Source organism: Streptomyces sp. NPDC045022 (assembly GCF_056432605.1).
Window position 1 is genome coordinate 138,768 of record NZ_JBWKIR010000004.1, and the last position, 24,605, is coordinate 163,372.

General features: G+C 72.1%; 25 protein-coding genes, 2 tRNA genes and 1 other RNA gene. 20 read left to right on the forward strand and 8 right to left on the reverse strand.

Features of this window, described 5'->3' with window-relative positions; genetic code table 11:
* Positions 1–22: 22 nt before the first annotated feature.
* An RNA gene (ffs, locus tag AC07C1_RS09435) (signal recognition particle sRNA small type) lies at positions 23–121 on the reverse strand.
* Positions 122–193: 72 nt separating this feature from the next.
* On the opposite strand from ffs, the gene AC07C1_RS09440 reads away from it, so the two are divergent.
* Together AC07C1_RS09440 and AC07C1_RS09445 are read left to right on the forward strand one after the other, a co-directional pair.
* Positions 194–281: transfer RNA gene (locus AC07C1_RS09440), tRNA-Ser, on the forward strand.
* A 365-nt stretch (positions 282–646) separates the two neighbouring features.
* Entirely contained in the window at positions 647–3,079 is a 2,433-nt protein-coding gene (locus AC07C1_RS09445; RefSeq protein WP_478938022.1) for a helicase C-terminal domain-containing protein, read from the forward strand.
* Positions 3,080–3,383: 304 nt separating this feature from the next.
* On the opposite strand, the gene AC07C1_RS09450 is transcribed toward AC07C1_RS09445, so the two are convergent.
* From AC07C1_RS09450 to AC07C1_RS09470, 5 genes are all read right to left on the reverse strand, one after another.
* Complete coding sequence (locus AC07C1_RS09450; RefSeq protein WP_478938406.1) at positions 3,384–5,252, reverse strand: copper resistance CopC/CopD family protein; 1,869 nt, start codon at positions 5,250–5,252, stop codon at positions 3,384–3,386.
* Between the two features lie 26 nt (positions 5,253–5,278).
* Entirely contained in the window at positions 5,279–6,040 is a 762-nt protein-coding gene (locus tag AC07C1_RS09455; RefSeq protein WP_478938023.1) for an SDR family NAD(P)-dependent oxidoreductase, read from the reverse strand.
* Positions 6,037–6,495 carry a cupin domain-containing protein gene (locus AC07C1_RS09460; protein WP_478938407.1) on the reverse strand — a complete coding sequence of 153 codons (459 nt, stop codon included), beginning with the start codon at positions 6,493–6,495 and terminating at the stop codon, positions 6,037–6,039. The genes AC07C1_RS09455 and AC07C1_RS09460 overlap by 4 nt, the downstream gene beginning before the upstream one ends.
* Before the next feature lie 164 nt (positions 6,496–6,659).
* Entirely contained in the window at positions 6,660–7,247 is a 588-nt protein-coding gene (locus AC07C1_RS09465) for a GNAT family N-acetyltransferase (RefSeq protein WP_478938025.1), read from the reverse strand.
* Positions 7,240–9,501, reverse strand: a complete 2,262-nt coding sequence (locus AC07C1_RS09470) for a penicillin acylase family protein (RefSeq protein ID WP_478938026.1) — start codon at positions 9,499–9,501, stop codon at positions 7,240–7,242. Before AC07C1_RS09470 ends, AC07C1_RS09465 begins: the two co-directional genes overlap by 8 nt.
* A 271-nt stretch (positions 9,502–9,772) precedes the next feature.
* Here AC07C1_RS09470 and AC07C1_RS09475 point away from each other — a divergent pair, with 271 nt between their 5' ends.
* The 5 genes from AC07C1_RS09475 to AC07C1_RS09495 all read left to right on the forward strand — a co-directional run bounded on the left by AC07C1_RS09475 (position 9,773) and on the right by AC07C1_RS09495 (position 13,142).
* The gene (locus AC07C1_RS09475) at positions 9,773–10,366 is read left to right on the forward strand and encodes an HhH-GPD-type base excision DNA repair protein (protein ID WP_478938028.1); all 594 of its coding nucleotides are present in this window, start codon (positions 9,773–9,775) and stop codon (positions 10,364–10,366) included.
* A gap of 97 nt (positions 10,367–10,463) precedes the next feature.
* Positions 10,464–11,135: an HdeD family acid-resistance protein gene (locus tag AC07C1_RS09480; RefSeq protein WP_478938030.1), complete on the forward strand. Its 672-nt coding sequence runs from the start codon at positions 10,464–10,466 to the stop codon at positions 11,133–11,135.
* 169 nt (positions 11,136–11,304) lie between these two features.
* Positions 11,305–11,787, forward strand: a complete 483-nt coding sequence (locus AC07C1_RS09485) for a hypothetical protein (protein WP_478938426.1) — start codon at positions 11,305–11,307, stop codon at positions 11,785–11,787.
* A gap of 321 nt (positions 11,788–12,108) precedes the next feature.
* Positions 12,109–12,405: a type II toxin-antitoxin system VapB family antitoxin gene (locus AC07C1_RS09490; RefSeq protein WP_004943146.1), complete on the forward strand. Its 297-nt coding sequence runs from the start codon at positions 12,109–12,111 to the stop codon at positions 12,403–12,405.
* Positions 12,406–12,503: 98 nt separating this feature from the next.
* On the forward strand, positions 12,504–13,142 hold the full coding sequence (locus AC07C1_RS09495) for a LytR C-terminal domain-containing protein (RefSeq protein WP_478938031.1): 639 nt from the start codon (positions 12,504–12,506) through the stop codon (positions 13,140–13,142).
* A gap of 7 nt (positions 13,143–13,149) precedes the next feature.
* Here AC07C1_RS09495 and upp read toward each other — a convergent pair whose 3' ends face one another.
* Positions 13,150–13,785: a uracil phosphoribosyltransferase gene (upp, locus tag AC07C1_RS09500; RefSeq protein ID WP_478938033.1), complete on the reverse strand. Its 636-nt coding sequence runs from the start codon at positions 13,783–13,785 to the stop codon at positions 13,150–13,152.
* A gap of 94 nt (positions 13,786–13,879) precedes the next feature.
* Here upp and AC07C1_RS09505 point away from each other — a divergent pair, with 94 nt between their 5' ends.
* The 9 genes from AC07C1_RS09505 to AC07C1_RS09545 all read left to right on the forward strand — a co-directional run bounded on the left by AC07C1_RS09505 (position 13,880) and on the right by AC07C1_RS09545 (position 19,498).
* Positions 13,880–14,158: a hypothetical protein gene (locus tag AC07C1_RS09505; RefSeq protein WP_478938034.1), complete on the forward strand. Its 279-nt coding sequence runs from the start codon at positions 13,880–13,882 to the stop codon at positions 14,156–14,158.
* A 324-nt stretch (positions 14,159–14,482) separates the two neighbouring features.
* Positions 14,483–15,022, forward strand: coding sequence for a tRNA adenosine deaminase-associated protein (locus tag AC07C1_RS09510; protein WP_478938408.1), 540 nt, complete (start codon positions 14,483–14,485; stop codon positions 15,020–15,022).
* Between the two features lie 65 nt (positions 15,023–15,087).
* The gene (gene tadA, locus AC07C1_RS09515) at positions 15,088–15,519 is read left to right on the forward strand and encodes a tRNA adenosine(34) deaminase TadA (protein ID WP_478938035.1); all 432 of its coding nucleotides are present in this window, start codon (positions 15,088–15,090) and stop codon (positions 15,517–15,519) included.
* 45 nt (positions 15,520–15,564) lie between these two features.
* Positions 15,565–15,649: transfer RNA gene (locus AC07C1_RS09520), tRNA-Ser, on the forward strand.
* A 191-nt stretch (positions 15,650–15,840) separates the two neighbouring features.
* Positions 15,841–16,020: a hypothetical protein gene (locus AC07C1_RS09525; protein WP_103817756.1), complete on the forward strand. Its 180-nt coding sequence runs from the start codon at positions 15,841–15,843 to the stop codon at positions 16,018–16,020.
* A gap of 10 nt (positions 16,021–16,030) precedes the next feature.
* On the forward strand, positions 16,031–16,324 hold the full coding sequence (locus AC07C1_RS09530; protein WP_478938038.1) for a Dabb family protein: 294 nt from the start codon (positions 16,031–16,033) through the stop codon (positions 16,322–16,324).
* Between the two features lie 174 nt (positions 16,325–16,498).
* Positions 16,499–17,335: an RNA polymerase sigma factor SigF gene (locus AC07C1_RS09535; protein ID WP_478938409.1), complete on the forward strand. Its 837-nt coding sequence runs from the start codon at positions 16,499–16,501 to the stop codon at positions 17,333–17,335.
* A gap of 346 nt (positions 17,336–17,681) precedes the next feature.
* Positions 17,682–18,620: an RNA polymerase sigma factor SigF gene (locus AC07C1_RS09540; protein ID WP_478938039.1), complete on the forward strand. Its 939-nt coding sequence runs from the start codon at positions 17,682–17,684 to the stop codon at positions 18,618–18,620.
* A 38-nt stretch (positions 18,621–18,658) separates the two neighbouring features.
* Positions 18,659–19,498 (forward strand): hypothetical protein, encoded by an 840-nt coding sequence (locus AC07C1_RS09545; RefSeq protein WP_478938040.1) that lies wholly within the window; start codon positions 18,659–18,661, stop codon positions 19,496–19,498.
* Positions 19,499–19,501: 3 nt separating this feature from the next.
* On the opposite strand, the gene AC07C1_RS09550 is transcribed toward AC07C1_RS09545, so the two are convergent.
* Positions 19,502–19,696 (reverse strand): hypothetical protein, encoded by a 195-nt coding sequence (locus tag AC07C1_RS09550; protein ID WP_478938041.1) that lies wholly within the window; start codon positions 19,694–19,696, stop codon positions 19,502–19,504.
* Positions 19,697–19,902: 206 nt separating this feature from the next.
* Here AC07C1_RS09550 and AC07C1_RS09555 point away from each other — a divergent pair, with 206 nt between their 5' ends.
* From AC07C1_RS09555 to AC07C1_RS09570, 4 genes are all read left to right on the forward strand, one after another.
* Positions 19,903–20,394: a MarR family winged helix-turn-helix transcriptional regulator gene (locus AC07C1_RS09555; protein WP_478938042.1), complete on the forward strand. Its 492-nt coding sequence runs from the start codon at positions 19,903–19,905 to the stop codon at positions 20,392–20,394.
* A gap of 85 nt (positions 20,395–20,479) precedes the next feature.
* Positions 20,480–22,936 carry an MFS transporter gene (locus AC07C1_RS09560; protein WP_478938410.1) on the forward strand — a complete coding sequence of 819 codons (2,457 nt, stop codon included), beginning with the start codon at positions 20,480–20,482 and terminating at the stop codon, positions 22,934–22,936.
* Positions 22,937–23,037: 101 nt separating this feature from the next.
* Positions 23,038–23,859: a YceI family protein gene (locus tag AC07C1_RS09565; RefSeq protein ID WP_478938043.1), complete on the forward strand. Its 822-nt coding sequence runs from the start codon at positions 23,038–23,040 to the stop codon at positions 23,857–23,859.
* Between the two features lie 367 nt (positions 23,860–24,226).
* Positions 24,227–24,605, forward strand: a 379-nt coding sequence (locus AC07C1_RS09570) for a PPOX class F420-dependent oxidoreductase (protein ID WP_478938045.1), incomplete at its 3' end; no start/stop codon positions are given.

A 24,605-nucleotide genomic window follows, 5' to 3' on the forward strand; every position in this document is an offset into this window, starting at 1 on the left:
GGCTCCGCCCACGGCCCCCGGGAACGCAAGCGCCCCCCACGCACCCGCCAGAGCCAACCTACCCTTGCTGCCTTCCGGCCCTGGGGGAGTTCAGTCAGATAGCGCCGCGTGAGGGGCTGCGCCCACAGTACCCGATGGCGGCCTGCGGGAACGAGTTCGCGAGCACTCCCCTCGGTCATGTAATGTTTCCGGCGGAGGATTCGCCTAGAGGCCTAGGGCGCACGCTTGGAAAGCGTGTTGGGGGCAACCCCTCACGAGTTCGAATCTCGTATCCTCCGCCAGTGCCTCACCGGGCACGATGTCGAAGGGCCCCACCGCTTGCGGTGGGGCCCTTCGACGGTGCTAGCCCTCGTTGTCCTGGTTTTGTCCACAAGGGGTGTGTCCGGGGGGCGCAGATGGCATCGGCGATCTTCCGGGCCCGTCCTTGAGCATGGCGTCCGGCATGTGCAGGTACGCAGGGAGTCAGGGCGCGGGATCCGGTCGGGCCTCTCGCGCAGCAGTTGAGGTGAACCACAAGCCGCCAACGCTCGCCGGGGGGAACCTGCCCCCCATGCGCACCCCCTGATCATGGCGAGACGCCATTCTTGAACCCGGCGCCGAGACTCCGGCCCCGCTGCGACTCCTGCTCTGACGAGGTGCATCCCACGTGAAGTCCCGATCAACGCTGACGACGTGGCTCGGCAGCCTCGACAACTCTCGTCTGACACGCGTGCTCGGAGCGCGAAAGGATGCCCTGTCCCCTCCGGAGCCACGCTCAGTGGGGGAATTGGCGGACCGTCTTCAGCGTCCGGGATCGGTGGCACTGGCCCTGCCGCTGCTCGCGCTGCCGCACCTCCAGGTGGCCGAGGCGCTGGCGGCGCTGGGTGTGCCCGCGTCGCGTGATGCCCTGGCGAAGCTGCTGGGGGCGGCGGACGACGAACCCACTCGCGAACTGGACGCCGCGCTGGAAGTGCTGGCCGATCATGCTCTGGTCTGGCCGGACGGCGCGGGGAAGCTCCGCATGGCCGGACCGCTGCGGCAGGCGTGGGACGCGCCCCTGGGGCTGGATGCTCCGCTGGAGCAACTGCTCGCGGGCGCGACCTCCGACGAGCTGCGCGGCATGCTGGCGGCACTGGGCGTCAAGCCACCGGGGACCAAGCCGCAGCGACTGGCCGCACTGGTGGAACACCACAGCAACGCGGAACAGGTTGTCTCGGTGGTCGCGAAAGCCCCTGCGACGGCCCGGAAGCTGCTCGAACGCCGCGCGGAGGGTGGGCCAGGGCAGCCGGACATCGTGTTCGGCGCTCCCGGTCCCGGCCTCGAACCGGGTGCCCGGTGGGCGCTGGACCGGGGGCTCCTGATCCAAGACCGTCACGGCTACGGTCCGGCCCGTATGCCGGCCGAGGTGGCGCTCGCGCTGCGCGGGCCCGGCTGGCACGCTCCGTTTGAGCCCGTCCCGCCTTCCGTGCGATCGGCGTCCGTCACCCCGGCGGAGGTGGACCGCGAGGCATCAGCTGCAGCCACGGCGTTCGCGTCCCATGCCGCCTCGGTCCTGTCGGCCTGCTCGGCGACCGCGCCGGCCCGGTTGAAGTCCGGCGGGATCGGTGCGCGTGAACTGGCCCGCATCGGCAAGGCCGCGCAGGCCGACGATGCCGTCGTACGCCTTGCCCTCGAGACCGCGTACGCCGCCGGGCTCCTGGGCTGGGACGGCAGTCGCGTGGCGCCCACCGAGGCGTACGACGCCTGGGCGGAACAGGAACCTCCGGAGCGGTTCGCCGTGCTGCTTCAGGCGTGGCGGAACCTGCCGCTCACCCCGACACAAGCGCGTGACGGGGACAACAAGGCCCTTCCCGCTCTCGCGGGTGCACCGCCCTGCAATGGCTGCGTGCAGGCCCGCCACGGGCTGCTGGCCGCAGCCGCACGGCTTGCGGCAGGGCAGGGCATGACGGTCACCTCGGATCTGGGCCCCCTGATCGCCTGGCACCGCCCGCTCGCCCACTCATCCCCCTCGGACGGAACCCCGTTCGCCCCGGTGATCCGTGAAGCCGAGATCCTGGGCGTGCTCGCTCGCGGCGCCCTGTCCGCCTTCGGCATCCATCTGCAATCCGGCGACACCGAGGGGCTGGGCATCGAGTGCCGGCGGCTGCTGCCCTCGGCCACCACGACGGCCCGGATCGGCGCCGACCTCACCGCCGTCGTCACCGGCACACCGTCCGCGCGACTGGCCTCGCTCCTGGACTCCCTCGCCGACCGCGAGAGCACCGGCACGGCATCGGTGTGGCGGTTCAGTCCTGGCAGCATCCGCCGGGCCCTTGATGCGGGGCACTCGCCGGACGGCCTCGCCGCCGACCTGGCCGCTGTCGCCGCCGGGCCGCTGCCGCAGCCGTTGTCGTATCTGATCGCCGACACCGCACGCGGCCACGGACGCGTGCGCATCGCCCCCGCCGCCTGCGTCCTCCACTGCGACGAGCCCGCACTCTTGGCGGAACTCGCTGCTCACCGCAAGCTCGCCAAGCTTGGGCTACGGCAGCTGGCGCCGACGGTGCTGATCAGCCGCAGCCCGATCGACACGACTCTCGCCGCGCTCCGGGACGAGGGGTACGCCCCCGTCGTCGAGACTGCCGAGGGCGCGGTACGGATCGAGAGAACCCGGCCTCAGCGGGCCCCCGCTCCCGTGCCGGCTCCGCGCGGCATCGCCGCGAGGGACAGTGGCCGGATCGTTGCCACAGGCGTGGCGAAGGCACCCGCCCGAGTGGACCCGAACATCTTGGCGGACCAGCTACTCAAGGCGCCTTTGACCCCTGCCGAACCCGCGCCGTTCGACGGAGGAACGGCCTTCGCCACGGACACCGAGGAGATCGTCGCAGGGTGGGCGAAGCGCCTGCCCTACAGCGACGTCCGTCAGCTCGCCCATGCCATCGATACCGGTGAACCCATCACCGTCGAGTACGTCGCCACCTCGGGGAACCGGACGGTGCGCACTCTCAGCCGCCTCATGCTCGACCCGCCCTACCTCGAAGCCTGGTGCCACCTGCGAGACGACGAGCGCGTTTTCACCCTCTCCCGTATCCACAGCGTCATGAGCCTCATGCCCGAATGAGAGCGAATGGCAACAATGGCGACGCACCGTCCACTACTTGCCCTCAGCTCCATTCCGCCAGGCCCCGCTGCTTGCAGCGGGGCCCTTCGTCGTGGTCCGCACAGATCTCTCCGCGAGGTTCTTACGGGACTCTGACGCGGCAGCCGGAGCACTTCTCCCCCACCGGCCTCATGGGTGACTCTGGTCCCGCGGTCACCGACCCCGGTGATGGCGTCGCCGCGGTGCAGGGAAGCGGCCGCCGCGGTCCGGTGCCCCGGAGTCCCTCCGGGGCACCACGCCGAGCGGGACCCGCGCGGGGGTGGGGCTACCGCGTCACCCGTACCGGCCGGGACACCGTCACCTGGTCCACCTCCGACACCCGCACCGTCGCCTTCACCGTCCAGGTCCCCGGGATGGGCAGGTCGAAGGAGTCGGTGGCCCAGTAGCCGCCGTGGTCCGTGACCTTGGTGTCCAGGGGGCCGAGCCGCTGGGCGGGGAGGGTGAGGGCTATGCGGAGTTCGGGGACCGTGGCCAGGCCGCCGTCGGGGCCGTAGACCACCGCCTGGACGGAGTTCCGGCCGACCCGGCCCGGGTCCAGGGTGATCTGGACCGTGCCGCGGCCGCCGGGTGTGCCGACGTCGAACGGGATCGTGGTGACGGACGCCGTCGGGATGCCGGCCGTCGGCGCGCCGGAGTCCGCTGCCTCGGTGGCCGCACGGCCGGGCAGCGTGCTGGTGAGGAGGGTCGTCAGGACCAGGACCAGCACGCCCACCGCCGCTTCGGCCAGCACCGAGCGGCGCAGGAGGTGCAGGGCGGTCGCGGGGAGCGGGACGGGAGGGGAGGGAGGCCGGAGAGGATCGGACCGGGGCGGGACGGGCGCGGACGGCTCCGGCGGGAGAGGGGGTCCGGTGGCCGGCTCGGGGACGCGGACGGGGGCTGTCGTCCTTGGCGCGGTCGCCCGGACCAGGCGGGTCGTCCAGGTGCGGGAGCAGGCCGCCGCCAGGAGCAGCGCGGTCACCGCCGCCAGTTTGGCCAGCAGGGTACGGCCGTACGCCGTGTCCGTGAGCGCCTGCCAGGAGCCGAGGCCCCGCCAGGACTGGTAGACGCCGGTCAGGGCCAGGACCGTCACCGAGGTGAAGGCCAGGCGGGAGAAGCGGGTGAGGACCGTGCCGGGCACCGGTGAGGTGCGGTGCAGCGTGCGCAGGAGGGCGGCCAGGCCGCCGAGCCAGGCCGCCATGGCCAGCAGGTGCAGGGTGGCCGAGGTGATCGCCAGGGGCACCTGGATGCCCGCCGAGGCGTGCTCGGCCGCCGCCCAGGTCAGGGAGAGGGCCAGGGAGAAGACCGCGGCCGCCGCCAGGGCCGCGGGGCGCGGGAGCCTGGTGCGGCGGGTCCTCCTGAGCACCGCGAGGGCTCCGGCCAGCAGCAGCAACCCCGTCCGGACGAGGAGGAGTTCGCCGGGACGGGTCGTCGCCGTGTGGGTGAGCGAGGAGACGGAGAGGGCGTCCGCCGGGGAGGTGCCCTCCTCATACGGGGCGCGCAGCAGGAGGAGAGCCGTCGTCGAGGCGAGCAGCGTGCCCGCGGCGGCCAGGACGGGGGTGCGCAGCGGGGCCGTCGTGGGTGGGCGGCAGTACGCCGCGAACGCCTCCGCCCCCAGCAGGAGGGCCACGGAGAGGTAGGCGAGGTAGCGCGCGATGTTGTACAGAGCCGTCGTGGCGGGGTTCTCCGTGCGGTCCGGCGCCGGGCTCGCCGTCATCGTGCGGGTGCCGACCGAGAAGGTGAGCGCGCCGGACACCGGGTGGCTGTCCGCCGACACCACCCGCCAGGCGACCGTGTAGGTGCCCTCGGCCGGCTTGGCGGGGAGGGCCACGCGGGCCGTGTCGGAGCGGCCGGGGGCGTGGTCGGCGGGGCCGGTGCGGACGCGGTGGTTCCCGGGGTCGTAGACCCGGAAGGAGTCGGTGAGCAGGCCGACCGACTCGGTGAAGGTGAGGGTCAGGTACCGGGGTGCCGTCCTGAGGACCGTCCCGTCGGCGGGGTCGGTCCCGCGCAGGGCCGCGTGGGCGGAGGCGGGGGCCGCCGCGCCGAGCAGTACCAGCAACAGGCCCGTGCAGAGCAGTGTCAGCCGCCGCAGCCATCGGTGTCCGTCGCGCACCTCGCCCCTCCCGTCGTCGCCGTTCGCCGGCGGGCCCTTCCGCATACGTACGGAGAGATCGGCCGCCGTGCTCACCACGTCGGCCGGGCCGTCACCCCGCCGTCCACCACGAGGTCGTGGCCGGTGATCCAGGAGGCCAGCGGTGAGGCCAGGAAGACGCAGGCGTCGGCCACGTCCTCGGGGCGGCCGAGGCGGCCGGTGGGCGCGGCGGCGAGCCAGCGGCGCACGCCGTCCGGCCAGGCCTCCGCCAGGCCCTCCCGCTCGACGAGGCCGGGCGAGACCGTGTTGACGCGGATGCCGGCCGGGCCGTACTCCAGGGCCGCCGCGCGGGCGTGCGTCACCACCGCCGCCTTGGCCGCGCCGTAGTGGGCGTGGCCGGGGGCGGGGTGGCCGGCCTCGATGGAGGCGATGTGGGTGATGGTGCCACCGCCGTGTGCGCGCATATGAGCGGCGGCGGCCTGGGTGCACGCGAACACGCTGGTGAGGTCGGTGTCGACCACTGCACGCCACTCGGCCGCCGTCATGCCGGGCAGGGGCTGGACGGGCTGGACGGCGGCATTGTTGACGAGGGCGGTGAGGCGGCCGCCGGACCAGTCCGTGGTCGCGCGGACCAGGCGGTGGCAGGCGTCCTCGTCGGTCAGGTCCGCCCGGAGTACGACCGCCTCGCCGCCCATGTCCCGGATGCGCGCGGCCACTTCGCCGGCCGCGGCGGACGCCGTACGGCAGTGGAGGGCCACCGCCGCGCCCTCCTGGGCGAAGCGCAGGGCGATGGCGCGGCCGATGCCACCACCAGCGCCGGTCACCAGCGCGGCCTGTCCGTCGAGCAGGCTCATGGGCGGCACAGTGCCCTGATCGAGGCAGCCTCGGAGGGGTAACGCGCCGTGAGGTCCGCAGCGTTCCCGTGTTCGTAGTCCCCGTAGGTGAATCCGGGCGCCATCGTGCAGCCGAAGAAGGTCCACGCGCCGCCCGGGGCGACACGCGCGCCCATCCAGGTGCGGGCCGGCACGGTCAGCTGGACGTGCTGTCCGGACCGTGGTGCGGGGCCCAGGACGGCGGTCCGGGTGGTGCCGTCGGGGGCGAGGAGAAGGAGGTGGAGCGGGTCGCCCAGGTAGTGGTGCCACACCTCGTCGGTGGGCAGGCGGTGCAGGGCGGAGAAGTCGTCCGCGGTGAGCAGCGCGACGATGGCCGAGCCTTCGGGCCGGCCGTCCGGCCGCTCGGGACCCGCCCACGTGCGCAGGAACAGGCCGCCCTCGCGCGGAATGGGTTCGAGCCCGTAGTGAGCGACCAGCTCCTGCGGTGTCGTCCCGCCAGGCTGTGCCTCGCCAGGCGATGTCTGGTCAGGCTGTACCTCGCCAGGCGATGTCTGGTCAGGCTGTACCTCGCCAGGCGGTGTCTGGTCAGGCGATGCCTGGTCAGGCGGTGTCTGGTCAGGCGTCGATTCGTCGGGCCTCGTCACCCGGGGAAGGCTACCTCCCGGTCCAAGAAGGCCAGTTGAGCGTGCTTTGCGGGCAGGTGGACGTCGGGGAGGTCCACCTCGGGGAGGACGACCGCCGGCCCGCGCCGGAAGCCCTGGCGTTCGAATCGGGCGATCGCCTTGGTGTTGCGGACGTCCGGGTCGACCACGATCCGGCGCCGGTCCAGGGCCAGCAGTGCGTACGACGTGATCACGGTCAGCAGGGCCGTGGTCCAGCCCGGCCGGGGGCCCTCGGCTCCGGCGGGGGCGAGGAGGAGGTGGATGCCGAGGTCGCCGGGGCGTACGTCGTAGCACTCGCCCACCCGGTCGGCGGCGGGTTCGTACGTCTGGAGCAGAGCGGCCGGTTCCCGGTCCTTGGTGACCAAGTAGGCGTGGTGGGTGTCGAGCGTGGCCAGGTGGGCGTAGATCTCGGTGACTTGGGCCCTGGTGAGGCCGTTCATGCCCCAGAAGACGGCGCGTTCCTCGCTCACCCAGGCATGGATCACGTCCGCGTCCGCCTCCGGGCCGAGGGGTCGGACGCGGACGGTGCCGTAGCCGTCGACGGGCTGTTCGTACAGGTCAGTCATGGGTTTCCTCGATGCGTTCCAGCAGGGTCCAGTCGGTGACGACGGGGGCCAGTCCTCCCTCGAGCCACAAGGGGAGTTGGTCGTGGTGGTGGGGGGCGCCGGGGACGCCGTCGGCGCCGAAGGGGACCGCCCAGCGGCTGCGGGCGCGGTCGGCCAGGTCCCAGACGTAGCGGGCGGCCGGGCCACGGGCGGCGCGGTCGGTGAGGCCGGGGACGGCCGAGGTGCACAGCACGCAGTCGTGGTCGCCGGCCAGGCCGGGCCCGGCGTACGGCTCCCCCGGCTCGTCCGGGAGGGCCCGCCAGGGGGCCAGGCGATGGGTGTCGGACCAGGTGCCGGTGGGCGGCTCGGTGGCCACTTCCTCCAGGGCCGTACGGACGATCGCCGGGCGGTCGATGCCGTACAACTCTTCGGCGCGCAGCAGGTGTTCGAGGGCGTAGCCGATGCGCGGGACAAGGGCCAGCCACGGGAGCAGGACCGCCGGGTAGGCCGGGGGCTCGGTGAGCGGGGCGAACACCGGGTGGGCGGCGAGATGGCGTACGACCGCGCCGCGCACCGCCGCGTAGGCCGCCGCGCCGGTGCTGTCGGCGTCCATGCGGCGGTTCCAGGCGAACAGGCGGTCGCGCAGGCGGGAGGCCGCCGGGGTGAGGCCGTCGAGGACGGCGAGGTGGTCGAGCAGGGGGCCCGCGGAGGCGAGGTGTGTGTCGGTGTGGATCGCGGGCATGCCGTCGGCGGTCCAGGTGCGGCGCGCGTCGAGGAGGGCGCGGATGCGGGCGGCGCGGTGCGGTGGGGCGAACTCGACGCCCAGGGATGCGGCGGGGCCGCGCTGGTTGGCCATCACGGCGATGCCGTCGGTCAGGCCGGCGTACGGCGTCTCGTGCGCGCCGTGCCAGTCGTGGCCGGGTTCCCAGGCGGGGACCGGGTGGACGCGGTTGGCTTCCGCGCGGACCGGTACGTAGCCGGCGACGCGGTGCAGGGTGCCTCCGGCGGTGTCGGCCGCCTGTACGACGTTGACGGGCTCGGCCCAGCGGTCGAGGGCACGGTCCACGTCGGCGACCGTGCGGGCGCGGAGGAGGGGAAGGAGGGCGCTGAAGCCGAGGTCTTCCGTGACGCGGGGTGGGTAGCGCAGGGCGAGGGCCCCGGGAACGGCGGTGCCGGGATGCCGGTCGTCCCCGGCCTCCGGCCCTGCCGGTTCCGCCGGTCCCTGCAGCCCTACCGACTCCTCCAGCCCCACCAGCCCTACCGGTCCCTCCACCCCTGTCGGCTCCTCCAGTCCCGCCGGTCCCTCCACCCCTGTCGGCTCCTCCAGTCCCGCCGGTTCCTCCACCCCTGCCGGCTCCTCCGGGCCGCCGGCGATCACCGGGCCCCGCCGCGTTTCGATGACCTCGATCTCGGTGGCGGGCTCTCCCGCCGTCTCCACGGTCTCGGTGTGCCGGGTGGCCCGCTGCCAGGTGCCGTCCGGGTCGAGGGCCTCGACGCCGGCGCCGGTGCGGCGGAGACGCTCGCGGTAGAGGTCCTGGTAGTCGGCCATGGCGTTGGTGATGGCCCAGGCGACCGTGCCGGTGTGGCCGAAGTGGGCGATACCGGGGACGCCGGGCACGGCGAGGCCGACGACGTCGAACTCGGGGCAGGAGAGGCGGATCTGCTGGTAGACGCCCGGGTCCTCGATGAAGCGGTGCGGGTCGCCCGCGATGAGGGCGTGCCCGGTGCCGGTGCGGTCGCCGGAGACGAGCCAGCCGTTGCTGCCGGCGGTGCCGGGGCCGTCGGTGGCGAACAGGCGGACGGCGTCGGGGCCGAGATGCCGTATCGCCTGCTCGCGCCAGAGCTTGGCGGGGAAACCGGCGAAGAGGAGGTGGGTGGAGAGCCAGACGCCGAGCGGCGTCCAGGGCTGCCAGCGGCCGGGGGCGAGGCCGGTGCGGGCGAATTCCGGGGCGCGCCGGGCACCGGCGGGCAGGCCCTCGTTGACGCCGTCGACGTAGGCACGGACCCAGTCGGCCGTTTCGGGGTCCCGGCGTTCCAGCGCGGCGAAGCAGCGGCGGGCGGTGTCGTCGAGGCGGGCCCGGCGGACGAGGACGTCCCAGGAGAGGGCGCCGCCGAGGAAGGAGGCCGAGGTGCCCTGCGCGCGGTGACGTTCGACCTCCAGTTGCCAGGCCCGGTCATGGGCGGTCACCCGGCCCTGGGCGTGGGCGAGTTCCCGGGCGCCGGACGCGCGCAGATGGGGGATGCCCCAGGCGTCACGATAGGTCTCGGTGGTCACCCGGGACACCCCTTTGCTTAGGTTAGCCTTGCCTAATTCTCTGGAGGGATCGTACGCCAGGGCGGAGCAGCCGTGGGGCGAGGCCGGTCGCCGGGAGGGCGAGGCCGGCTGGGCGAGGCGGGGCAGGGCGAGGCCGGCAGGCACGCGGGCCGAGCGAGCGGGGACCGAGCGAGCGGGGACCGGGCGAGTGTGCGACCCGTCGGCGCGCGGGGCGAACGGGCGTGGACGGAGCGGGCGCGCGGAGCGAGGCGGGGCGCGGGATCATCGACGCATGGACGTCACCCTGCATCTCGCCCAGGACCCGGAGGCCGACGCGCTGCTCGGGCGCTCCCCGCTCGCCGCGCTGGTGGGGATGCTGCTCGACCAGCAGGTGCCGATGGAGTGGGCGTTCAAGGGCCCCCGGACCATCGCGGACCGGCTCGGCGGCGCGGACCTGGACGCGCACGAGATCGCCGCGACGGACCCCGAGGCCTTCGCCGCGCTGCTCTCCGAGAAGCCCGCCGTGCACCGCTACCCGGGCTCCATGGCCAAACGCATCCAGCAGCTGTGCCAGTACCTGGTCGAGCACTACGACGGGGACGCGGAGGGCGTCTGGCGGGGCGCCGGCAGCGGGGCCGAACTGCTGAAACGGCTGGAGGACCTGCCGGGGTTCGGAAGGCAGAAGGCGCAGATCTTCCTCGCGCTGCTCGGCAAGCAGCTCGGGGTCGCGCCCCGGGGGTGGCGGGAGGCCGCGGGTGCGTACGGCGAGGCGAATTCCTTCCGGTCCGTCGCCGACATCACCGGGCCGGAGTCCCTGACCAAGGTGCGTGCCCACAAGCAGGAGATGAAGGCGGCGGCGAAGACCGCCAAGGCCGCCGGCAGGTAAGGGACATGCCGGGTGCGCCGGATGCGTCACCCGTAAGGGATACGCCGGTCGGCCCACCCGGGTGGCGGGGCCCGCTCCCGCGTTCCCAGCATGGACCATGACCGAGGCACCGAACAGCGGCCCGGAATGGGGCCGCGAGTACGACGACCGGCACGTCCACGCCGCCCACCCGCCGGGCGGCGGACACCACGAGCCCGAGCCGCCGCTCGAGGGCCCCCTGCACGCCCTCTCCCAGGCCGCCTGGCAGGTCGTCCTGGTCACCGGGATCGCCTCGCTGATCCTCGGGATCCTGGTACTGATCTGGCCCGGCGCCTCCCTGCTCGCGGCCGGTGTCCTCTTCGGCCTCTATCTCGTGATCAGCGGCGTCTTCCAGCTGGTGTCCGCGTTCGGCACGCACAAGGCGACCTCGCTGCGCGTGCTGGCCTTCATCAGCGGTGCCGTGTCGATCCTGCTCGGCCTGTTCTGCTTCCGCGGGCCCATGCAGTCGATCCTGCTGCTCGCCCTGTGGATCGGCATCGGCTGGCTGATCCGCGGCGTCACCCAGACGCTGGCCGCCGCCTCCGACTCCCGGATTCCCGCCCGGGGCTGGCAGATCTTTCTCGGAATCCTCACCTTCATCGCCGGCATCGTGCTCATCGACTCGCCCTTCGAATCCGTTGCCGTGCTGACCCTCGTCGGCGGCATCTGGCTGGTGGCGGTGGGGATCGTGGAGACCATCACCGCGTTCCGCATCCGCGGCCGGGCGAAGCGGGTACCGCAGACGGTGTGACCGCCGGGCGGACACAGATCCCGCGTCCCCCGAACGCCGTGACTCCGGCAACTGCCGTAACCCGCAACCGCCGTAGCCGCGTCAACCGCACGGCCCCCGGCTACGCCGAGCAAGCGAATCTCGCGCCCCGGGTGCTGCACTCCCCGCCCGCCCCGGGCAGACACCTGCCGTGAGCAGGACCACGAGCATCCCCCGGAGCCGTACCTGGCTGCGGGTGCTCGTGCTGTTCCTCGCCCTGTGGGTGCCCGGCGCCCATGTCCAGGCCCAGGCGGCCCCCGCACTCGGCGCGACCGCCGAGACCGCCGAGCACGACGTCCTCGGCACCGTCCCGCGGCCGTCCGCCCGCGCCGTGCACCGGGCCGACGTACCCGAGCGCCCCGCTCCGCTGCCCGACCCGGCGGCCGCCCGGCTCGCGGCGCCCCGTCACCCCGCGGGGGCCGTACGCCCCGCCCCTGCCGCGCACGGTGGTCCTGCGCTGCTGACAGACCCGCGCCCCCGCACAGGTCAGTCGGCTCGACGCAAGGAGCACAGCCATGCCCAGGGACCCGTACGCCGTCCTGCGCGCCCTCCTGCGCGCGGAGGCCCGTCGCGGTACGGCAGCCAAGCCGGACCAGCGGCGACCGGAGCCGCAGCGGTCACCCGAGGAACGTGACCGCTGAATCTGAACCGGAACCGGAACCGGAACCGGCGGGGGCGGGCTACCGCCTCCGCCGGGCGGTGCCGCACAGCAAGCGGGGGTTCTCGCGGCCGATCCGGATTCCGGCCGAGGGGCCAGGAACCTGAACATCCCGCTGCTCACGACTCGCGGTCCACAGCCTGTGCACAACGGTCGTGGAGCGAGGACCCGCGGGCTCCTCCAGGTCGTACGCCACCCCCGGTAGTAGCCCATATGACTGTTTTGTGGCACCTTTTCAAGCGGTGCACTCCGCCACCATGGCTGCGCCCGGAACGTCTGGGCCGGTAGGCTTTCCGTGTGATCTTCAAGCGCATCGGAAACGGCCGGCCGTACCCCGACCATGGCCGGGAAAGCACCCGGCAGTGGGCGGACGTCGCGCCGCGCCCGGTCCGCCTCGATCAGCTCGTGACCACCAAGCAGCAGCTCGATCTGGAGACACTGCTGGCGGAGGACTCGACGTTCTACGGGGATCTCTTCGCGCACGTCGTGAAGTGGCAGGGCGACCTGTATCTGGAGGACGGTCTGCACCGTGCGGTCCGCGCGGCCCTCCAGCAGCGCCAGGTGCTGCACGCGCGCGTGCTCGAGCTCGACTGACGCGGCGCGACACGACGGTTGACCCTTTCGGGTTCCGCTGAGCGGCATCGACTGATCATCAGATAGGCATCGCCGCTCGGGCGCACTACGCTGCGCCCATGAGCATGCTGACTCCCCGGGGCATGGGCGGCAAGTACCGGATCACGGGGGACAAATACCCTCGGATGCGACCGCCCCGGCGCCGCGGCAGGCTCATGGGCGCCGTGGTGGCGTCCGTCGCCGTACTCGGTCTCATCGGCTGGGGCACTCTGCAGCTCATCGACGTCTTCACGGGCGGCGGCAAGAAGTCCTCGGCGTCCGGCTCCACGCTGAACTGCCGCACCGAGGCCGCCCACGTCGTGCGGGCCGAGGCGCTGCCCGAGCCCGGCACGATCACCGTGAACGTCTACAACGCCACCAAGCGCGGCGGGCTGGCCAAGGACACCGCGGACGAGCTGAAGAAGCGCGGCTTCAAGATCGGTGACGTGGGCAACGCCAGCAAGGAGTTCGACAAGAAGGTCAAGGGCCCCGGGGTACTCCTCGGCCCCGCCTCCGCCGCACACACCTCGCTGCCGGTGCTCGCCACCCAGCTCGCCGGCGCCGAGCGCCGCACCGCCGCCGGCCGCACGGGCGCCGACCTCGACCTGATCCTCGGCGACGGGTTCCGGAACCTCACGCGGCGGACGGCCGCCGACCAGGCGCTGGCCGAGCTGACCGCACCCGAGCGGACGCCCGCCACGAAGAAGAAGAGCTGCTGAGAGAGAGTTACTCCGCCGCGCCGTACAGCCGGTCGCCCGCGTCGCCGAGGCCGGGGACGATGTAGCCGAGTTCGTTGAGGTGGTCGTCCACCGCCGCCGTCACGACCGTCACCGGGGTGCCCGCCAGCTCGCGTTCCATGATCTCGACGCCCTCGGGGGCGGCCAGCAGGACCACGGCCGTCACGTCGTCGGCACCCCGCTTGATCAGCTCCAGGATCGCCGCGACCAGCGTGCCGCCGGTGGCCAGCATCGGATCCAGGACGTACACCTGGCGGCCCGAGAGGTCCTCCGGCATGCGCGTGGCATACGTGGAGGCCTGCAGGGTCTCCTCGTTGCGGATCATGCCCAGGAAGCCGACCTCGGCCGTCGGCAGCAGCCGCATCATGCCGTCCAGCATGCCGAGACCGGCCCGCAGGATGGGCACGACCAGCGGGCGGGGCCGGGCGAGCTTGACGCCGGTGGTGGCGGCCACCGGCGTCTGGATGTCGACCGCTTCGGTGCGCACGTCCCGTGTGGCCTCGTAGGCGAGCAGGGTGACCAGTTCGTCGGCGAGCCTGCGGAAGGTGGGGGAGTCCGTGCGCCGGTCGCGCAGCGTGGTGAGCTTGTGAGCGACCAGGGGGTGGTCGACGACGTGGAGACGCATGCCCATAACGGTACCTGCGCTCCGCACTCCATGACGCTGGCGTCAAACCGTCCGTCCGAGGGAAGGTGGGAGGGACGGACTGGGGTGGTGAGACGTGCCTGACCTGCCTGATCTTCCTGAGAACGCGCCCGACGACACCGGGGACGCGGCCGCGCCCACGACCGCCGGCTCGGTGCTGCCCGAGGCCGGGCGGCACGATTCCGCGGCACCTGGCCCCCCGCATCCCGAGACGGACGCCGAGCGCCGGCGCCGGCGCGCCCAGTTCCTGCGCGACCTCGCCGAGGCCCGCGCGCTGCGCGCCCGCGTCCAGCCGCGACGCGCCAAGGCCGCACGGCTGCGCCAGGCGATGCGGATGCGGACGTTCCGCCGGTAGGGAGGGAAGCCGTGAGCTAGGCCCGCTAAGGAAGTTGGCGATCCGGAAGATCCACGCCCGCACCGGTGTTGCCGAGGTGGGGGTGCGTGAGCGACGGGAAAAGCCGCGTACGATCCGCAGGTGGCGGCAACGAGTGCGCTGCTGGGTCGATGACGGATCCGCGATCGAAACAGCCAGACACAGGGAGCCGAAGACGTCCCCTGGACGCCTTGTTTCTGCCACGATTCCGAGTGGGTGGGGCTCGGAGCCCGAGCTCTCCCCGCTCATGTACCTCCGCCGGGGGGACCCCCAACCGGCACGCCTATGACCAGTGGGAGAGTCACGGTGTACTTCGCCGCACTGCTCGCGCGCACCGAAGACGGGTGGGAAGCGAGCGACACAGAGCTCGACGATGTGGAGACCCTGTCGGATCTGGCCGACCTGGCCCGGGAAGCCTCTCCCGACGAGGACACGGTGCTCGTTCTGATCGAGCAGGAGGACGCCTGGTTCGGCGTCGTCCGCGTGGACGGCGAGGACGACCCTCGCATCTACGTCTCGGACGCCGCCGCCGCCCAGCGCAGCTCCTACGGTGAGCTGCTGCTCACCGACGAACTGCTCGGCCGGGAGCCCGGCGCCGACGACGGCCCGGACCTGGACGCCCTCGACCTCGACGGCACGGAGGACGGTGAGTCCGAGGAGGACGAGGAGGAGGAGGAGGAGAGCGGCTCCGCCGACGCGGTGCCGCACAGCCCGGTGGGCGACAGCGAGATCCTCGACGACCTGGGCATCGGCGAGAAGCAGCTGCGCGCCCTGGACGCCGTGGACGCGCTGAACACGATCGCCGAGGCCCTGGGCGCCTCGGAGGTGCTGGAGACCGTCCGCTGACCGCCCAGGACACCGGCGGCACGGCCGGCTTCCCGGACCCGGTACGCGACCGCTGGCGGGCGGCGATGCGGCTCGCCCTGGACGAGGCCGGGCGGGCCGCCGGGGGCGGGGACGTCCCCGTCGGCGCCGTCCTGCTGTCCCCGGACGGTACGACGGTGCTCGGAGCCGGGCACAACGAGCGCGAGGCCACCGGTGATCCCACGGCCCACGCGGAGGTCCTCGCGATCCGGCGGGCCGCCGCGAGGCTCGGGGAGTGGCGGCTGACCGGCTGCACGCTGGTGGTCACCCTGGAGCCGTGCACGATGTGCGCGGGCGCGATCGTGCAGTCACGGGTGGACCGGGTCGTCTACGGCGCCCGGGACGACAAGGCGGGCGCGGCCGGCTCCCTGTGGGACGTGATCCGTGACCGCCGGCTCAACCACCGGCCGGAGGTCATCGAGGGCGTTCTCGCGGCGGACTGCGCCCATCTGCTCACGGATTTTTTCCGGGACCGCTGAATACCGATTTCAAACCATGCTCCACCGTGCTGTAAGGTCTCCCTCGGTAGCGTGTCCGAGCGGCCGAAGGAGCTCGCCTCGAAAGCGAGTGTGGCGCAAGTCACCGAGGGTTCAAATCCCTCCGCTACCGCTCGAAAAGGGGCCCCGTCGCGAGACGGGGCCCCTTTCGCTGCCCGCACCGCCCGCGGGGGCCCGGCAAAGGGCACGGCAAAGAGCCCGGGGCAGCGGACCGTTGGTCCCCGGAAGAGACGGAAGAGACGTGAAGGTTACACTCGCCGCCGGCAGCAGGGCCCACGGGACAGAGGCACAGGGGAGGCCGCGGTGGCGGTGAACGCCAAGAAGATCGCCGTGTACGTGCTCGTGGTCTTCGCGCTGTACGTGATCATCACGGACCCGGCCAAGGCGGCCGACTACGTCCAGATAGGCTTCGAGGGCATATCGGACGCCGCCAAGGCGATCGGCGACTTCATGACCTGGGTCGCCCACGGAGGAAAGAGCTGAGGCACCCCCCATGATCCGCCACCTGGTCCTCTTCAAGCTCAACGAGGGCGTCGAGCGCGACGATCCGCGGGTCGTGGCGGGCGTGGAGGCCTTCAGGGCCCTCGGCGGCCGGATCGAGGAACTGCGCTTCTGGGAGTGTGCCTGGAACATCAGCGAGCGGCCGATCGCCTACGACTTCGCGATCAACTCGGCCGTCGAGGACACGGACGCCCTCAAGCGCTACCTGGAGCACCCGGCGCACCAGGCCGGCGTGGCGCTGTGGCGCGGGTTCGCCACGTGGGTGATCGCCGACTACGAGTTCTGAGCCCTTCCGCCCGGAAGCCCCCCGCTGGCACGGCGGGGGGCTTTCGTGCGTCTCAGGCCCCAACTTGTCGGAATATGAACCCAACACGGCGTTATGCGGTGCTTGCACACAGTGCACATGTCTTGTGATGCTATGACCGCTTTTGACGGATGATTGATCGAAGAAGAGGTGGCGTTGACCGTGTCGGCCAGTACTGCGCCGCCCCAGGAGGAGGCGCCCGCCCCGGCCCCTCCGGCTCCGGAGAAGCGCCGCGGCGCCGACACCCGGGCCCTGACCCAGGTGCTCTTCGCCGAGCTGAAGCAGCTCGAGCCGGGCACGCCGGAGCACAACCGGGTACGGGGAGCGCTGATCGAGGCGAACCTCCCGCTCGTGCGCTACGCCGCCGCCCGCTTCCGCTCCCGCAACGAGCCGATGGAGGACGTGGTCCAGGTCGGCACCATCGGCCTGATCAACGCCATCGACCGCTTCGACCCCGACCGGGGCGTACAGTTCCCGACCTTCGCGATGCCGACCGTGGTCGGCGAGATCAAGCGGTACTTCCGGGACAACGTCCGCACGGTCCACGTGCCGCGCCGGCTGCACGAGCTGTGGGTGCAGGTCAACAGCGCGACCGAGGACCTCACCACGGCCTTCGGGCGCTCGCCGTCGACCGCGGAGATCGCCGAGCGGCTCCGGATCGGCGAGGACGAGGTGCTGTCCTGCATCGAGGCGGGGCGCTCGTACCACGCCACCTCACTGGAGGCCGCGCAGGAGGGCGACGGACTGCCCGGACTGCTGGACCGGATCGGTTACGAGGACCCGGCCCTGGACGGCGTGGAACACCGCGACCTGGTCCGCCATCTCCTCGTCCAACTCCCCGAGCGGGAACAGCGAATCCTTCTGCTGCGCTACTACAGCAATCTCACCCAGTCTCAGATCAGCGCGGAACTCGGCGTCTCCCAGATGCATGTCTCGCGCCTGCTCGCCCGTAGCTTCCAGCGACTGCGTTCCGCAAATCGGATCGACGCATAGCGGCCGTCGGACCGATGCACAGCCGGCGTCCGGCCGGTGCATAGCGGGCGCACGGAAGCACGACCCGAACAGCACTGCATCGCAAACCCGAGCGATCGGTAACCGGCACGAGCGAATCGCTCACCAGGGCGCTTCCCGACAGTTGCGGCCCGAAATACCGTCAGACCCCTTCTTTCCAGGGCGGATTCGCACCCCACGTGTCGACATGTCACTACAGCGTGTTGCCGACATGTGACATTCTGCGGGAAGCGCGTTTGCCGTGGCTCCGGCTCCGGTATTCAGGTGGAGGCTGCGTTGCTCGAATGGCAGCACCGCCGCGACCGTCCCGCGACCCAAAGGGGGTGGCATGTCCGCAGACCAGGGCAGCTCGAAGGTGCTGACGCCCACGCACAGCGAGGCAGCACCCAAGAAGCTCGACGCTCTCGACGTCCTCGACGTCGTCACGGCCCTCGACGCCGTGCCGGCCCCGGCCGACCCCGCCGCCGTGCCCACGGAGGCTGTCCCGGCCGTGCAGGCCTCGGGGGACATCGACACCCGCACCCTGTCCCGCTCCCTCTTCCTGCGGCTCGCCGCCCTCGACGAGAACAGCCCCGAGCGGGCCTACGTCCGGGACACACTGATCGAGCTGAACCTGCCGCTGGTCCGCTACGCGGCCGCGCGCTTCCGCTCCCGCAACGAGCCGATGGAGGACATCGTCCAGGTCGGCACCATCGGCCTGATCAAGGCGATCGACCGCTTCGACTGCGAACGGGGCGTGGAGTTCCCGACTTTCGCGATGCCGACGGTCGTCGGCGAGATCAAGCGGTTCTTCCGTGACACCTCCTGGTCGGTGCGCGTCCCGCGCCGGCTCCAGGAGCTGCGCCTGGCCCTCACCAAGGCCAGCGACGAACTCTCCCAGAGGCTGGACCGCTCGCCGACGGTGACGGAACTGGCCGCGGTGCTCGGTGTCTCCGAGGAGGACGTGGTCGACGGCCTCGCGGTCGGCAACGCCTACACCGCCTCCTCGCTCGACTCCCCGGCCCCCGAGGACGACGGCGGCGAGGGCTCGCTGGCCGACCGGCTCGGCTACGAGGACAGCGCGCTGGAGGGTGTGGAGTACCGCGAGTCCCTCAAGCCGCTGCTGGCCAAGCTTCCGCCGCGCGAGCGCCGGATCATCATGCTGCGCTTCTTCGCCAACATGACCCAGTCGCAGATCGGCGAGGAGGTCGGCATCTCCCAGATGCACGTCTCCCGGCTGCTCACCCGGACCCTGTCCCAGCTGCGGGACGGCCTGATCGCCGACTGAGACTTCTGTTCTGACGGTCCGTCAGCCACACTGGCCCGATGCCGCGAGCGACAGGGTCGAGCAGGGCCGCAGGGGCGACGCGTACGACATGGACTCGTGGCCGCCGAGGCGCCGTTACGGCAGCGTCGGCGGCCGTCGTCTGTCTGGGCGGGGTACTGGCCGCGTGCGGTGGCGGCGGCCCGGGCGGCGGTTACGTCGCGGTCGGCGCGGGAGGCGGGCCGCAGCGCGGTCCGGGCGCCGTCACTCCGACCGGGCCGGTGTCGCTGGTTCCGCTCGACGGGCGCGAGGGCGCGGGCCGGGACGGCGACTCCGCGCCCGCCACGACGGGTCCCGGCGGCGTCGGCGCCCGGGAAGGAGCCGGCGACTCCGCCCGGGAAGGGGCGGGCGTAACGGAGCGGACCGGCGGCCGGCAGCGGACCACGCGGGACCGCACGTCCGGCCCGGGCGAGGGCACCTCCACCGGCACCTCGGCCCCGGCCGGTGACACGGATGACGGCGGGCCCGGTCGTACGACGCCGGCGCCCGCCTCGCCCACCCCGGCTCCCGGCCCTGCCACCACCCCGCCCGCGGCACCGGCCGACCTCTCCTGGGGAGATCCGGCGACGGCGAACACGGACCGGCGCTGGTGTCAGCGGGTGACCGTCGCCTTCCACAACGCCGGTGGTACGGCGGTGCGTTCGGGCACGGTGACGTTCGGGACGCACATCATCGGCGCGCTCGGCATCGACTGGGGGACGGTCGAGTCGACCGAGGACCTGCCGGTGCCGATCGGGCCGGGGGCACACCCGGACCATACCTGGACGGTGTGCGTCGACGCCTGGCGTGTGCCGCTGGGCATGCGTGTCGAGACGCGGGACGTGTCCGTCCGGTGGGAGTAGCTCCTACTTGAGCGCCAGCCAGGCGACGCCCGCCACCACGACGAGGGCGACGACGATGCCGACGATCAGGCCGATACGGGGGCCCGAGGAAGCCGCCTGCTGCTGCCGTCCCTGGGGAGTCTCGTCGACGAACGCGCGGAACATCTGGGTGCTGCCGGCGGGGTCGTAATTGCCCTGGGGGCCCTGGGTGTTAGCCATGCCCCGAGACCCTAGCGAATCACGGCGACCGACCCAAGTGCGGGGCCACCGGGACAGACGGGGGCACGCCACCCGCGACCCACCTGCATATTTACACTCGCAATACTTACCTTTGCCAAGTTTTTGCGTCACTGGAGGCCGATTTGTTTGCCTGCAGCAACCAAACATATCTATGGTTGCCCCAAGCAACGACTACGGGAGGTGTGATGGCCGAGCAGGCGCAGTTCGAAGAGCTGGCGCGTCAGCTCAGTGCCGTCGGAGCCGTGAAGCGGGACATGGGGCGGATCCTGCCGCCCGACTGCCCGGCCGGCTCGGCCGCCGTGCTGACGCTGCTCGGCCGCCACGGCGACATGCGCATGAGCAAGCTCGCGGAGCTGCTCGCCGTGGACATGTCGGTGACCAGCCGGCACGTCGCGCACGTCGCCGCACGCGGCTGGATCGAGCGGTCCCCGGACCCCGCGGACAAGCGCTCGCGCATCCTGCGCCTGACGCCCGAGGGGCTTGAGCAGCTCGACGAGCTGTCCCGGCGGACCACACATCTGCTCGCCGAGCGGCTCGCCGACTGGACCGACGAGGAGGTCGGCCAGCTGATCCGGCTGATGACGCGCCTGCGCGCGTCCTTCGGTGACTGCCGGTCCGTTCCGCGGCTACCCGCACCCGTAATCGAAGAGACCACCCGTACACCCGCAAGCACGTAAGAAAAGGAAGCCCATGGCAACGACCACACCAGCCGGTGTGCGGGCTCACGCCAAGCACGGGGGAGGCTCCCACGGCGATGCCCCGATGACCCACCGGCAGATCATGGAGGCCCTGTCCGGGCTGCTGCTCGGCATGTTCGTGGCGATCCTGTCGTCCACGATCGTCTCCAACGCCCTGCCGCAGATCATCGGGGACCTCGGCGGCGGTCAGTCCGCCTACACCTGGGTGGTCACCGCCGCCCTGCTGTCGATGACCGCGGCCACTCCCCTGTGGGGCAAGCTCGCCGACCTGTACAGCAAGAAGGCGCTCGTCCAGATAGCGCTGATCATCTACGTGGTCGCCTCGATGGCGGCCGGTCTGTCGCAGAACCCGGGCATGCTGATCACCTTCCGGGTGTTCCAGGGCATCGGCGTCGGCGGTCTGTCCGCCCTGGCGCAGATCGTCATGGCGGCGATGATCTCCCCGCGCGAGCGCGGCCGGTACTCCGGCTACCTCGGCGCCACGTTCGCCGTCGCCACCGTCGGCGGCCCGCTGCTCGGCGGTGTCATCACCGACACCTCCTGGCTGGGCTGGCGCTGGTGCTTCTACGTCGGCGTCCCCTTCGCGATCATCGCGCTGATCGTGCTGCAGAAGACCCTGCACCTGCCCGTGGTCAAGCGGGAGGTCAAGGTCGACTGGGGCGGCGCGAGCCTCATCTCCGCCGCCGTCTCCCTGCTGCTGGTCTGGGTCACCTTCGCCGGTGACAAGTACGACTGGATCTCCTGGCAGACCTACGCGATGGTCGGCGGTTCGATCGTCCTCGGCGCGCTGTTCGTGCTCGTCGAGGCCAAGGCGAGCGAGCCGATCATCCCGCTGCGCCTGTTCAGGAACCGCACGATCACGCTGGCGTCGCTCGCCTCGCTGTTCGTCGGTGTCGCGATGTTCACCGGCACGGTCTTCTTCAGCCAGTACTTCCAGCTGGCCCGTGACAAGTCCCCGACCATGTCGGGCGTCATGACCATCCCGATGATCGGCGGTCTGTTCGTCTCCTCGACCGTCTCCGGTCAGTTCATCACCCGCACCGGCCGCTGGAAGGCGTGGCTGGTCAGCGGTGGCGTCCTGGTCACGGCCGGTCTGCTGCTGCTCGGCGGCATCCGGTACGACACCGACTACTGGAAGATGGCCATCTACATGGCCCTGCTGGGTCTCGGCATCGGCATGATGATGCAGAACCTGGTGCTCGCCACGCAGAACCAGGTGGCGCCCTCCGACCTCGGTTCGGCCAGCTCCACGGTGACCTTCTTCCGTTCCCTCGGTGGTGCGGTCGGCGTCTCCGCGCTGGGTGCCGTGATGGCGAACAAGATCACCGACTACGTCAAGGACGGCGTCTCCGACCTCAGCCCCAAGTACCAGGCCGCCCTGGCCGGGGGTTCCGGTTCCACCGACACCATCCCGGACATGGACAAGCTGCCGGCCCCGATCCGGACGCTGCTGGAGAGCGCCTACGGCCACGGCATCGCCGACGTCTTCCTGATCGCCGGCTGCCTCGCCGCCGTCGCCTTCCTGATCACGCTGTTCATCAAGGAGGTCCCGCTGAAGACCAAGGGCGCGCTCGCGCAGACCGCCCACGCCGAGGCCCCCGTGACCGACCCGGCCGCCGCCCCCGTCGTCGCCGAGGCCCAGGCCGCCGAGCCGGTCCCGGCCGCTGTCACCGCCACCCCGGTGTCCGACGGAACGGCCACGGGGACCGCCACCCGGCAGCTGACGGCCGTCGCCACCGTGGCGGAGCCCGGCACCGGTGGCGGTACCCCGGTGCACGGCTTCGTCCGCGGCGCCGAGAGCGCCCCCGTCCCGCAGGCCGCGATCACCCTGATCTCGCTGTCCGGCCGCCAGCTCGGCCGCTCGGTCGCCCAGGCCGACGGCTCCTACCGCCTGTCCGCCCCGGGCGCGGGCAGTTACGTCCTGATCGCCTCCGCCGACGGCTACCAGCCACAGGCCTCCACCATCGTGGTGGGCGAGGAACCGCTGTCGTACGACATCCTGCTCAGCGGCACCAGCGGACTGACCGGCGTGGTCCGGGCCGCCGAAAGCGCGCTGCCGGTCAAGGACGCGATGGTGATCGTCACCGATGTGCGCGGTGACCTGCTGGCCACCGCCGCCACCGGGGAGCAGGGCGAGTTCGCCTTCGGCGAGCTGGTGCCGGGCGTGGTGACCGTCGCGGTCAACGCGATCGGGTTCCGGCCGCGCGCGCTGCCGGTCGAGGTCGGCGCCACCGGGGTCACCCGGATCGAGGTCGACCTGGACGCCGGTGCCCGGCTGCAGGGTGTCGTGAAGGCCCCGCACGGACCGCTGGCCGACGCCCGCGTGACGCTGGTCGACCAGGCCGGCAACGTGGTCGGCACGGCCACCACCGGCTCGGACGGGGCGTACGCCTTCACCGACCTGGACAGCGGCGAGTACACCGTCATCGCGACGGGCTACCCGCCGGTGGCCACGGCCCTGACCGTCTCCGGCGTCGGAGCCGACGGCCACGACATCGAACTCGCCCACCCCGGCGAGTAGTTCGGCCACGGCCCGTGGCGCGCGCCGCTCCTCAGGTGCGGCGTGTGCCACGGGCCGGTTTCATACGACCATTTTGTACTGTTTTGCAGGGAGAAAACGGGATGGGACTGACCGCGAAGATCCGTACGCGGGACGGGTGGGCCGTGTCGCACGCGGTCGTCACGGTGACCGACATGACCGGTACGCAGGTGCTGCGGGCCGAGGCGGACGCCGAGGGGGCCGTACGGGATGTCACCGAGCTGGCACCGGGGCCGTACACCGTGATCGTGACGGCCGTCGGGTACGCGCCCGCCGCCTCCAGCGCGATCGTCACCGCGAGCGGCCGGGCCGAGGTCGGCACGGTCACGCTGGCCCGGCAGGGCGGCACCGAGCTGCCGCCGCCCGGCCCGTGGACCATCGACCCGGTGCACTCCTCCGTCGTCGCGGTCGCCCAGCACCTGGGCATCTCCAGCGTGCACGGCCGGTTCACCGAGTTCGGCGGCACGATCGAGATCGCGCCCGACGACGTCACCAAGTCCCGGGTGGAGGCGGTGGTCCGGGCCGCGTCCATCGACACCGGCAACGGAATGCGTGACACCCACCTGAAGTCCGCGGACTTCCTCGACGTGGAGCGGCATCCGGAGATCACCTACCGCTCGACGGGTCTGACGCAGGCCGGTCCGGACCGCTGGACGGTGCACGGCGAGCTGTCGATGCACGGAGTGGTGCGGCAGGTCGGCCTGGATCTGGCGTACCTCGGCAGTGGCGCCGACCCGTGGGGCGGCACCCGGGCCGCCTTCCGGGCCACCGCCGAGCTGCACCGTGAGGACTTCGCGATGAACTACAACCAGGTCCTCCAGGCGGGCATCGCCGCCATCGGCACGACCCTGAGGGTCGAGCTGGACATCCAGGCGGTGCAGGGGGACTCACTGCCGACGGTCTAGTGCCGCGGCAGGCAACGTTTGCCCATCAAGAAGCGGCGTCCGGTGCGTGCTCTGGGGGTCCCCCCGGCCGGAGGCTGGGGGAGTGCCGGCCGGAAGTCCTCGTACTGGATGTACTTGGGCTTTCGGCCGGTGCGGCGAGTGGAGGGTCCCCCCTGCTCGAAGAGCTTGGGGGAGCGTGCCGGGCGTCGCGACGGGGCGAACGTTGCCTGCCGCGGCACTAGTTCCTCGGCTGCCAGGAAACCCGAGGGGCCTCGGGGCGTGCGGCCGCGCGTGCGCCGTGGGGCCGGCCGCGCGGTTCCCCGGCCCCTCGGCCGACTGTCCCCAGCAGGGTCAGGACGGCCGACCCCACTCCCCCTAGGCTGCGGTCATGGCACCGAACATCGCGACCAACACCCGTGTATCGCTGGACGAGCTGCTGGACTTCGTACGCCCCCGCCACCGCGCCCTGCTGATCACCCGCCGCGCCGACGGCAGCCCGCAGGCCTCCCCCCTGACCTGCGGCGTGGACGACTCGGGCCGGATCGTGGTCTCCACCTACCCCGAGCGCGCCAAGACCCGCAACGCCAAGCGGGACTCACGGGTCGCCCTGGTCGTCCTGAGCGACGAGTGGAACGGACCCTGGGTGCAGATCGACGGCACGGCCGAGGTCATCGACACGCCCGACTCCGTGGAACCCCTGGTGGAGTACTACCGCAACATCGCCGGCGAGCACTCCGACTGGAACGAGTACCGGGAGGCGATGCTCA

Bases quoted from the DNA above. Each gene is read 5' to 3' on its own strand.
- AC07C1_RS09530 (WP_478938038.1), top strand. From the start codon at position 16,031: ATGATCCGCCACCTGGTCCTCTTCAAGCTCAACGAGGGCGTCGAGCGC.
- AC07C1_RS09495 (WP_478938031.1), top strand. From the start codon at position 12,504: ATGAGCATGCTGACTCCCCGGGGCATGGGCGGCAAGTACCGGATCACG.
- AC07C1_RS09565 (WP_478938043.1), top strand. From the start codon at position 23,038: ATGGGACTGACCGCGAAGATCCGTACGCGGGACGGGTGGGCCGTGTCG.
- AC07C1_RS09475 (WP_478938028.1), top strand. From the start codon at position 9,773: ATGGACGTCACCCTGCATCTCGCCCAGGACCCGGAGGCCGACGCGCTG.
- tadA (WP_478938035.1), top strand. From the start codon at position 15,088: ATGCGGCTCGCCCTGGACGAGGCCGGGCGGGCCGCCGGGGGCGGGGAC.
- AC07C1_RS09450 (WP_478938406.1), bottom strand. From the start codon at position 5,252: ATGCGGAAGGGCCCGCCGGCGAACGGCGACGACGGGAGGGGCGAGGTG.
- AC07C1_RS09545 (WP_478938040.1), top strand. From the start codon at position 18,659: ATGCCGCGAGCGACAGGGTCGAGCAGGGCCGCAGGGGCGACGCGTACG.
- AC07C1_RS09555 (WP_478938042.1), top strand. From the start codon at position 19,903: ATGGCCGAGCAGGCGCAGTTCGAAGAGCTGGCGCGTCAGCTCAGTGCC.
- AC07C1_RS09480 (WP_478938030.1), top strand. From the start codon at position 10,464: ATGACCGAGGCACCGAACAGCGGCCCGGAATGGGGCCGCGAGTACGAC.
- AC07C1_RS09465 (WP_478938025.1), bottom strand. From the start codon at position 7,247: ATGACTGACCTGTACGAACAGCCCGTCGACGGCTACGGCACCGTCCGC.
- AC07C1_RS09560 (WP_478938410.1), top strand. From the start codon at position 20,480: ATGACCCACCGGCAGATCATGGAGGCCCTGTCCGGGCTGCTGCTCGGC.
- AC07C1_RS09550 (WP_478938041.1), bottom strand. From the start codon at position 19,696: ATGGCTAACACCCAGGGCCCCCAGGGCAATTACGACCCCGCCGGCAGC.
- AC07C1_RS09540 (WP_478938039.1), top strand. From the start codon at position 17,682: ATGTCCGCAGACCAGGGCAGCTCGAAGGTGCTGACGCCCACGCACAGC.
- upp (WP_478938033.1), bottom strand. From the start codon at position 13,785: ATGCGTCTCCACGTCGTCGACCACCCCCTGGTCGCTCACAAGCTCACC.
- AC07C1_RS09455 (WP_478938023.1), bottom strand. From the start codon at position 6,040: ATGAGCCTGCTCGACGGACAGGCCGCGCTGGTGACCGGCGCTGGTGGT.